This is a genomic window from Microcystis sp. M49636_WE2 (genome assembly GCF_030065375.1).
GTDB lineage: Bacteria > Cyanobacteriota > Cyanobacteriia > Cyanobacteriales > Microcystaceae > Microcystis > Microcystis aeruginosa_C.
In genome coordinates, this window is the sequence record NZ_JASJFG010000829.1 from 1 (window position 1) to 8,142 (window position 8,142).

Here is an 8,142-nt window from a genome sequence, read left to right on the forward strand (position 1 = left end):
CCAGAAGCCGCGCCTAATCCTGCCGCTAACCAGATAGTCGCCGCCGAAGTCAAACCTTTCACTTGTACCTTATTTAGTTCCCGATGGGATTGTTGTAGGATGATTCCCGCCCCTAAAAAACCGACACCAGAAGCGACCCCTTGAATAGTGCGACTGAGGGCATTAGAAGACGCATAACCCACATCTCCTTCCGCTTGTAGGGGAATCATCACGAACATGGCAGCTCCGAGACTAACGATGATAAAAGTTCTCAATCCAGCAGGACGACCGCCTCGCTGTCGGTTATAACCAATCAGACAGCCGACGGCCATAGCCATACTCAGCCGAAAAATAATCGTTTGCCAATCTTCCGAGTCAAAAAACATTGCTTAACCCATCAAATGAGATAAAAACTTCGCCTAACCAATCAAGGCCTTTTCCAGATGCCGCTTTAAATCGTTCCTATTCTCGATCCCAATCGATAATCCTAGTAAAGCCGGTGTTACAGGTGGAAGTGGAATAAATGGGAACCGTTACCGCCCCATGGCTAGAGTCTGGTTCTTGCCCCCCATGAATCGCCCTCGTTGCAAATTCCATCAATTTACTGTCCTATTAGTCGATATCTTCGAGGTCTTTAAACAGGGCCGTGCTGAGGTAACGTTCCCCAAAACTAGGCTGAATCATGACGATTAATTTATCTTCGTTTTCGGGTCTTTTGCCCACTTGAATTGCCGCCCATAAAGCGGCCCCAGCCGAAATGCCCGATAGTAGTCCCTCCTGACGAGCTAACCGTCGCGCGTAGGCGAAAGCGTCCGTATCATCGACGATAATCACCTCATCGATTAATTCCGGTCGGAAAATGGCTGGGATAAAACCGGCGCCGATGCCTTGGATTTTGTGCGGCCCGGGTGGTCCTCCCGATAAGACGGGACTATTAGAGGGTTCAACTGCGATCGCTTGAAATTGGAGACGACGGGGTTTAATGGTTTCGGCAATACCGGTAATGGTTCCCCCGGTTCCCACGCCACCGATAACGATATCTACCAGACCATCGGTATCGGTCCAGATTTCTTCGGCAGTGGTTTCTCGGTGAATTTTCGGGTTAGCCTGGTTGCGGAACTGTTGCAAACTATAGGCGTTGGGGGTGTTTTCGACTATTTCCTCGGCCCGGGCGATCGCTCCTTTCATGCCCTGGCTACCCGGGGTTAATTCTAATTGCGCCCCGTAGGCTTTTAACATCGCCCGTCGTTCTAAACTCATGGTTTCGGGCATAGTCAGGACTAAGCGATAGCCTTTGGCAGCGGCTACCATGGCCAGGGCGATGCCGGTATTGCCGGAAGTGGGTTCCACCAGAATTGTTTTATCGGGGTGAATTAGTCCGGCGGCTTCAGCGTCCTCCACCATACTGACCCCGATGCGATCCTTAACCGAGGCGGCGGGGTTCATACTTTCCAGTTTGACGACGATGCGGGCTTTTACTCCCTCTGCCACTGGGATTCGATTCAGTTGGACTAGGGGAGTCCGTCCTACCAATTGGGTGATGTCTCTTGCGATCGGCATAATCCCACTTGCTTTATACTTGTTGGCTATTTTTGATTATATATGTATTTTAAATGTTTTACAATACTTTTTAGGTCGGAGTACACTGCGAAATGCTGGTGTTGGCACCTCTGACAACGTCGGCGGGGATTATCCCTGTCGATTTTTTTGCCTTGCCACTTTTTTTGTATATCGAAGCACAATCGGCAAAGTTGTCTTGGGAAATTTCTCTTAATTTAGTGAACTATTATTAGTATATAAAAGCACATTTCTTTAAACAACTTAAACGAATTATTAGAGAGATGAAAAGAGCGATACTTTTTCTTAGTATAGGGTTACACATTTAAGAAAGTTTTCTGAGATTTATCCTAAAAAATTATTTTTTTGCTGCTTTTTTAGGAAACAATTTTTAATAAATAAAGGTGTAAATATGGTCTATAAAATAATTCATGGCAAAAACGAAGTATGTCTGGAAGCGCCTATCAACGCTAAATTCAATTAACAAGAATTGTTCCTCGATATACAAAAAAATCTGGCCAAGGGAGAGTAATTTTTTTTCAAGGACGATAGTATAGTCCCAAGAAAAAAACTCCTAGATACTTTATCGGAAAAAATAAAGAAAAGCCAGAGAAATCAACCTCGATATTTTGCCGAAACCAATCATCATTATAGGAGATGAAAACTATGGTGTTAGATGCCTTTGCCAAAGTCGTTTCTCAGGCCGATACCCGGGGGGAATACCTGAGCGAGAATCAAGTCAATGCCCTAATTGCCTTCGTCAAAGATGGTAATAAACGGGTCGATGTGGTCAATCGTCTTTCCAGTAATTCTTCTGCGATCGTTACCGATGCCGCGCGTAGTTTGTTTTCAGAACAGCCCGTTTTAGTTGCCCCCGGTGGCAACGCCTATACAAACCGTCGTGCCGCCGCCTGCTTGCGGGATTTGGAAATTATCCTGCGCTACGTTACCTATGCCACCTTCACCGGCGATGCCAGTATCCTCGATGATCGCGCCTTGAACGGTCTCCGGGAAACCTACGTCGCCCTGGGAGTTCCGGGAGCTTCTGTTGCGGCCGGAATTCTCAAGCTCAAAGACGCTTCCCTTGCCCTAGCGGCCGATCCCAACGGGATCACTCGCGGAGATTGCAGTTCTTTACTAGCAGAAGTCGCTTCTTACTTCGATCGAGCGGCGGCGGCAGTTTCCTGATGCTGTGACTTTCTTCTCTAAATCCGATTAAACTTTTGTAGGAGCAATTCCATCGATGACCAAGACACCTTTAACCGAAGCGGTGGCTACTGCCGATTCCCAAGGCCGTTTTCTCAGCAGTGCTGAATTACAAGTGGCGTTCGGTCGTTTCCGTCAGGCCGCCATCACCCTAGAAGGGGTAAAAATCCTCGCCCAAAAGGCCCCCAGTTTAGCCCAAGAAGCAGCCAACGCTGTCTATCAAAAATTTCCCTACACCACCCAACTCCAGGGGCCGAACTATGCCTACGATGAGCGGGGGAAATCCAAGTGCGTTCGCGATATCGGCTACTATATCCGAATTATCACCTATGCCCTCGTGGTAGGCGGTACGGGCCCGATCGATGAATATCTAGTCGCCGGTTTGAGTGAAATTAATAGTGCCTTTGAACTATCTCCTAGCTGGTATATCGAAGCCTTAAAATACATCAAAACCAATCACGGATTAAGTGGGGATGCTGCTGTGGAAGCTAATTCCTACATCGATTATGTGATCAACGCCCTTAGCTAATTTACGTCAACTTCACGTCAACATAAGCTCAAATCTCCTAAATTTACCTCGGGATGAGCGCCGAGGTTTTTTTGCGTCCGTCTAACTTAGGGCTTGCTGAAAAAGTTTTTCGGTGGTGGCAGGGTGTGGGGTGTGGGGTGTGGGGTGTGGGGTTTTATCGATTTTCAGGTGGTCAACTACCTAATTTTCAGGGAAAAAGACCTGAATTTTCCCCCCAATCACTCCAATGGTCGGCAATTTTTGAGAGAAAAAAAGTCTAAAAACCTTATCCAACAAGATTTTTAGATTTATTCAGCAAACCCTAACTTAGTCGTCCTCGGGAACCGACCCTAACAAAAAAACCATCTTGGGCAAGATGGTTAAACACAACGAGTATAAACCGACAAACTTGACTTTAGACCGCTTTTTCTGGCCCGGTAGCGACGGGCAGATCTGTGGTACTGTACTCTGTCCAAGAACCCTCATAAATTCGCACCTTGGGATAACCGAGCAGATGTTTGAGGACGATATACTGTAAAGTCGCTTCCCGTCCAGTACTGCAACTGACGATAATATTATCCGAGGGCTTGATGTTGCGTTGGGCAAGAATCTTCCTGATTTCGTCTAAAGATTTCAATTTATGGGGATTTTTCAGGGATTCATCGGGATTATTCGCTTCCGTAAAGGTCGGCCAGGGTATATTTTTCGCCCCCGGAATATGACCATTTCTCAGCCAGATATCCTGTTTCCCCTGAAAAAGTTCTTCCGGTCTAGGATCGATAAAAACCACATCGGGTTTGCCGATCAATTTCTCTACTTCTGCTAAAGTCACCCGAATCGAGGGATTATCACGGACAGTAAAGCTCCCGGGTTGATATTTAGGGAATTCTTTAGTTACCTTTTGTTCGGAACCCTTATAACCCTTAAACCCACCATCTAAGACGGCCACATCTCGGAAACCCGATCGCTCTAGTAAATAGGCCACCATGGTTGCCCCCAAGACATCGCGACCATCGGAATATACTACCACTCGATCGCCATTAGTGATTCCCGCGGCGGCAAAGAGACTGCCAATTTTATCCTCTTGCCAATATTGAACTGGTAAAAATCCGTTTGGACCGCGAAAATTATTGTCGGCTATATTCACCGCTTTTGGTAAATGACCGGTGATATATTCTAAAGGATTAATCCGCACATCGAGAATTTTTAACTTCGGATCGTTGAGATTTTGTGCTACCCACGCCGGCGATACAAAGTCTATCTTAGTCTCAGATTTAGACGTGGCCATCAGGGGCGATGACGGGGCTAAGGTAAAGGTTAAAATGCACAGAAGAACTAAAGTGAAAAAAGCAAGGGGACGGCTGTGAAACCGTCCCAGGGATAGACCCTTCCCTTGACGCAGTTTTGGTTTCATGATTCAGTGTCAGCGACGAATATCAAACGATAATTACTATAGGGCTTTGATTAGCTTTCTCCAAAAATTTAGGTATAGCGTGATATTTTTTTTGCCAGCAAGTCGGTCAACTAATTATTAATTTCCTCTTGGGTGTTGATCGCCTTGGGTGTCTTTAATAACTGTTGCCACCAGATATGAACTAGGAGGGACCAAGCGATCGCTAAAAGCCAAGCGGCAAGGATATCACTAGGAAAGTGAACTCCTAAATAAAGACGAGTCCAAGCAATAACCAAAACCAACGGAATCCCCAGTAAAACTACCCCGAAAAACCAGCGCGTTCTCCAAGATAGGATCAGTAAAGAAATGACTAACAGGGAACTAAATAAAGCATGACCGCTAGGGAAGGCAAAATCATCGGGTAACGGATAAAATAACTGCCAAAATTGCGGGCGATTTCGATGAAAAAAAATCTTGAGATTATAACTAATTGCCCAACCTCCGGCCATAGTCACAAGCAGATAAGCGAACCCATACCAGTATTTTTTTATAGCAAAAATCAGCAGTAAAATTGTTAGTATCGGAGCCACTCCCCAATAAGTGCCTAATCCCGTTAGTTTTATGGCCAAAAAGTTTAGGTTTAAATTAGCGGTTTGATGAATAGATAGCAGCAGCGATTTTTCCCACGCAAATCCTTGGGGCTGCCGGTCAATAGCGATCGCTAAATCCGTAAAAGTTAGGGATGTTAACAAGATGGCTAAGAAAAATAAGCTATTGTTTAAGTAAGTTTTGGGCATCACGGGGAAAAAGTGACGATCGAGGATAACAGGGGCATTTCTAATACCTGAAAATGAATTAGGACCAGAATAACTAAAGTGTAAACTGTCGAGGAAAGTAATCCATTTCTTAATTCTTTTTGCCAATTGCGTTCTTCTTTCTCTCCACCGATTAATTCTTTCGTTCCGAACTGCATTAGCAGAATTCCCACCAGATTAGATAACCAATAACCAACCATGGCCGCTGGTAGAAAAAAATCGGCGTGTAAGCAAGCAATTAAACGACCGAAACCGTAGGCGATCGGCAGATTAAAAATTAGATCGTTCCACCAACACAGGGGCGATAATAAGTAACCAATCAAGACCAAGGTTCCGTTTTTTATTTTGTCCAGTAGATACATCTTTTTTTTAGTTACTAACTATTAGTTTTGTTTTTGGCTCTTCTAGGTTGTGTGTGATAAGTTTAACTTAAGTACCTAAGCAAAATTAGTTACACATTTCGATAAAGCTTTTGCCTTTTGCCTCTTGCCTCTTGCCTATCTTCACTAGGAAATTTATTTTGCAAGACTACTTACATAGGATTGATCGATCTTTGTGTCCTTTGTGTCTTTGTGGTTCGTTCCACCCCCTCTCTAGGAGGAATGTATCTTAGAATACATTTTACCCACCAAATCCAATAGAGCCTGTTTTTTTTGCCATCAGCAATCAACTATCTCTGCTATCTAGCTGACAGCTGATGGCTCACTACTAATTAACGCTGAATTTGGTCAAAAATCGCCCCATCAGCGAAGAATTTTTTCTGGATCGCATCCCAGCTACCGATCGCCGTATAGGGGAACAGATTCGACACTTTTGGATATTGTTTACTAAACTCTTTAGCCACAGTAGCATTAACGGGACGGAAACCCACCTTGGCGAATTCCCGCTGCGCTTCCGGAGTAAAGAGAAATTGGGCAAAAGCTGTCGCTACTTCCCGGGTTTTGCGTTTATCAACTATTTTATCCACTACGGCCACCGGTGGATCGATCGAAACATTGACCGGAGGAATAGTATAGGAAAAACCGGTTTCTCCTTTTTGACGGGCCAGAATCACCTCGTTTTCGTAGTTAAGCAGCACATCCCCCTGATCTTGTTTAAAGAAGACATCGCTGGCTTCCCGGGCATCTTTGGGTAATACAGGCACGTTTTTATAGACATTGCGGACGAAATTGGTCGCTTGTTGTTCGTTGCCTCCATTCCGAGTTACCGATCCCCACAGGGCCAGAAAATTCCACCGGGCCACCCCAGAGGTTTTCGGGTTGGCAGTGATGACTTTAATCCCCGATTTGGCTAGATCTGGCCAGTTGCGGACTGCTTTCGGATTACCCTGACGAGTAACTAAGGCTACCACGGAACGAGTGGCGATGGCATTATTGGGGAGTTCTTTCTGCCAACCGGGGTTAACTAAACCCGCTTTTTGCAAGCGTTCCACGTCGGAACCGATAGCCAAATTTACCACATCTGCATCTAATCCGTCGATAACAGCGCGGGTTTGGGAACCAGAGCCACCATAACTCTGTTTAATCACCACATCCTGTTTTTTCTCTCTTTTCCATTTGTTGACGAATAGAGGAATGATTTTTGAGTAGGCCGATTGAGTCACCGCGTAGGAAACCAGGGTGATTTCCACGGTTTGTTGTTTAGCTTGCTGTTTATCCGCAGCTGCCAGCAGCTTACTCGATGCCGATAGGGGACTAAAAGTTAGTCCGATTCCCGTTGTGACGACGGCAGCCGTAGCTAGAGAAATAAAAGGTAAGAGGGTTTTCGGTTTTGGGGATCTAGGATCAGGGATCACGATGTCATCGGCTCCTTTGTTTATTTATGGGAGATTGCTAGGTATTTTTTCTAGAATTGTATTCTATACGAAATAAAAAACAATTACAATACATCAAAGAAAAAATTATACTGTTTGGGTTAGATGCAAATAAATCAAGCCATTAATGGCTTGATTAGCTGAAAAAAGTGTAAATATTCGATTTATACCGCTTAAATGCGCCTTTAAATCTGCCTGAAGCCTCTTTCTGCTTCCAGAATAGAGATTTTATCGTTTTTATGGAGAAGAAAGAAATTTTTAGCGATCACAAACCTTTCCCTAGGTGGGTTTAACGGTGAAGTTAGCGGACCTTAGCAACTATTACCCTAAAATTGAAGCGGTCTAACGACTTCAATCAATAAGCAGGGTGCGTTCTCAAAATCCTGCATTAGAGAACGCACCCTACAGCGGTAGCCATCCCACTTATTGACCTCGCCCTGGCTTACAGTCGGCAAAACTTAATGCTTCTGTGTCTAAAAAACTGGCGATCGCCATCTCAAGAATCGCTTCAACGGGATAATCAATTTCAGTAGCGCGAGCAATCAAAGCATCCTGAATCCATTCTGGTAAGCGTCTTAAAATAATTTCTGCATCAGTGGACGAGATTTGCTCTGAAAGTTTCGCTTGCATGGGTTAGGACTCCATAGGAATTTGAACATTATAGGGTGGCTCAGTCGCTCTCAAAATGATCGCCTCTAGTTCTAATAGTAGCGCAGGGTTTTTCGAGTAAGGTATTGTAAAGTTTTGTAAAAAGTATATGCAAATGACTGCAAACAACTGCTAATATGGTTAGTGCAAGTTTACATTGCAGTTCACATGAAACTATCAGATTATGCTAAGAAAAAAGGGATCAGTTATGACACTGCTTGGA

Annotated in this window: 10 protein-coding genes; 2 read left to right on the forward strand and 8 right to left on the reverse strand. The window is 44.7% G+C overall.

The window, feature by feature from the left end; all coding sequences use genetic code 11:
• The 3 genes from PX484_RS18940 to cysK form a co-directional block, all read right to left on the reverse strand.
• Window positions 1–365 (reverse strand): MgtC/SapB family protein (locus PX484_RS18940; protein WP_288105110.1); only part of this gene is annotated, 365 nt, incomplete at its 3' end.
• Window positions 366–441: 76 nt separating this feature from the next.
• On the reverse strand, window positions 442–576 hold the full coding sequence (locus PX484_RS18945; protein WP_262382309.1) for a hypothetical protein: 135 nt from the start codon (window positions 574–576) through the stop codon (window positions 442–444).
• A 15-nt stretch (window positions 577–591) separates the two neighbouring features.
• Window positions 592–1,539 (reverse strand): cysteine synthase A, encoded by a 948-nt coding sequence (cysK, locus tag PX484_RS18950; protein WP_002803133.1) that lies wholly within the window; start codon window positions 1,537–1,539, stop codon window positions 592–594.
• 666 nt (window positions 1,540–2,205) lie between these two features.
• On the opposite strand from cysK, the gene cpcB reads away from it, so the two are divergent.
• Window positions 2,206–2,724 (forward strand): C-phycocyanin subunit beta, encoded by a 519-nt coding sequence (gene cpcB / locus PX484_RS18955; RefSeq protein ID WP_002733930.1) that lies wholly within the window; start codon window positions 2,206–2,208, stop codon window positions 2,722–2,724.
• 55 nt (window positions 2,725–2,779) lie between these two features.
• Entirely contained in the window at window positions 2,780–3,271 is a 492-nt protein-coding gene (cpcA, locus tag PX484_RS18960) for a C-phycocyanin subunit alpha (RefSeq protein WP_002803130.1), read from the forward strand.
• A 394-nt stretch (window positions 3,272–3,665) separates the two neighbouring features.
• Here the strand turns inward: cpcA and PX484_RS18965 are convergent, their stop codons facing one another.
• The 5 genes from PX484_RS18965 to PX484_RS18985 form a co-directional block, all read right to left on the reverse strand.
• Window positions 3,666–4,664 (reverse strand): sulfurtransferase, encoded by a 999-nt coding sequence (locus PX484_RS18965; RefSeq protein WP_287665840.1) that lies wholly within the window; start codon window positions 4,662–4,664, stop codon window positions 3,666–3,668.
• A 110-nt stretch (window positions 4,665–4,774) separates the two neighbouring features.
• Window positions 4,775–5,443 (reverse strand): phosphatase PAP2 family protein, encoded by a 669-nt coding sequence (locus PX484_RS18970; RefSeq protein ID WP_287767740.1) that lies wholly within the window; start codon window positions 5,441–5,443, stop codon window positions 4,775–4,777.
• Window positions 5,440–5,820: a DUF7980 family protein gene (locus PX484_RS18975; protein ID WP_287767738.1), complete on the reverse strand. Its 381-nt coding sequence runs from the start codon at window positions 5,818–5,820 to the stop codon at window positions 5,440–5,442. The genes PX484_RS18970 and PX484_RS18975 overlap by 4 nt, the downstream gene beginning before the upstream one ends.
• 350 nt (window positions 5,821–6,170) lie before the next feature.
• Window positions 6,171–7,253 carry a sulfate ABC transporter substrate-binding protein gene (locus PX484_RS18980; RefSeq protein WP_287767736.1) on the reverse strand — a complete coding sequence of 361 codons (1,083 nt, stop codon included), beginning with the start codon at window positions 7,251–7,253 and terminating at the stop codon, window positions 6,171–6,173.
• A 441-nt stretch (window positions 7,254–7,694) separates the two neighbouring features.
• Entirely contained in the window at window positions 7,695–7,901 is a 207-nt protein-coding gene (locus PX484_RS18985; RefSeq protein ID WP_159253955.1) for a hypothetical protein, read from the reverse strand.
• Window positions 7,902–8,142 lie beyond the last annotated feature (241 nt).

Coding starts and splice junctions, on each gene's coding strand:
- PX484_RS18945 (WP_262382309.1), bottom strand. CDS start 576: ATGGAATTTGCAACGAGGGCGATTCATGGGGGGCAAGAACCAGACTCT.
- cysK (WP_002803133.1), bottom strand. CDS start 1,539: ATGCCGATCGCAAGAGACATCACCCAATTGGTAGGACGGACTCCCCTA.
- cpcA (WP_002803130.1), top strand. CDS start 2,780: ATGACCAAGACACCTTTAACCGAAGCGGTGGCTACTGCCGATTCCCAA.
- PX484_RS18965 (WP_287665840.1), bottom strand. CDS start 4,664: ATGAAACCAAAACTGCGTCAAGGGAAGGGTCTATCCCTGGGACGGTTT.
- PX484_RS18975 (WP_287767738.1), bottom strand. CDS start 5,820: ATGTATCTACTGGACAAAATAAAAAACGGAACCTTGGTCTTGATTGGT.
- PX484_RS18985 (WP_159253955.1), bottom strand. CDS start 7,901: ATGCAAGCGAAACTTTCAGAGCAAATCTCGTCCACTGATGCAGAAATT.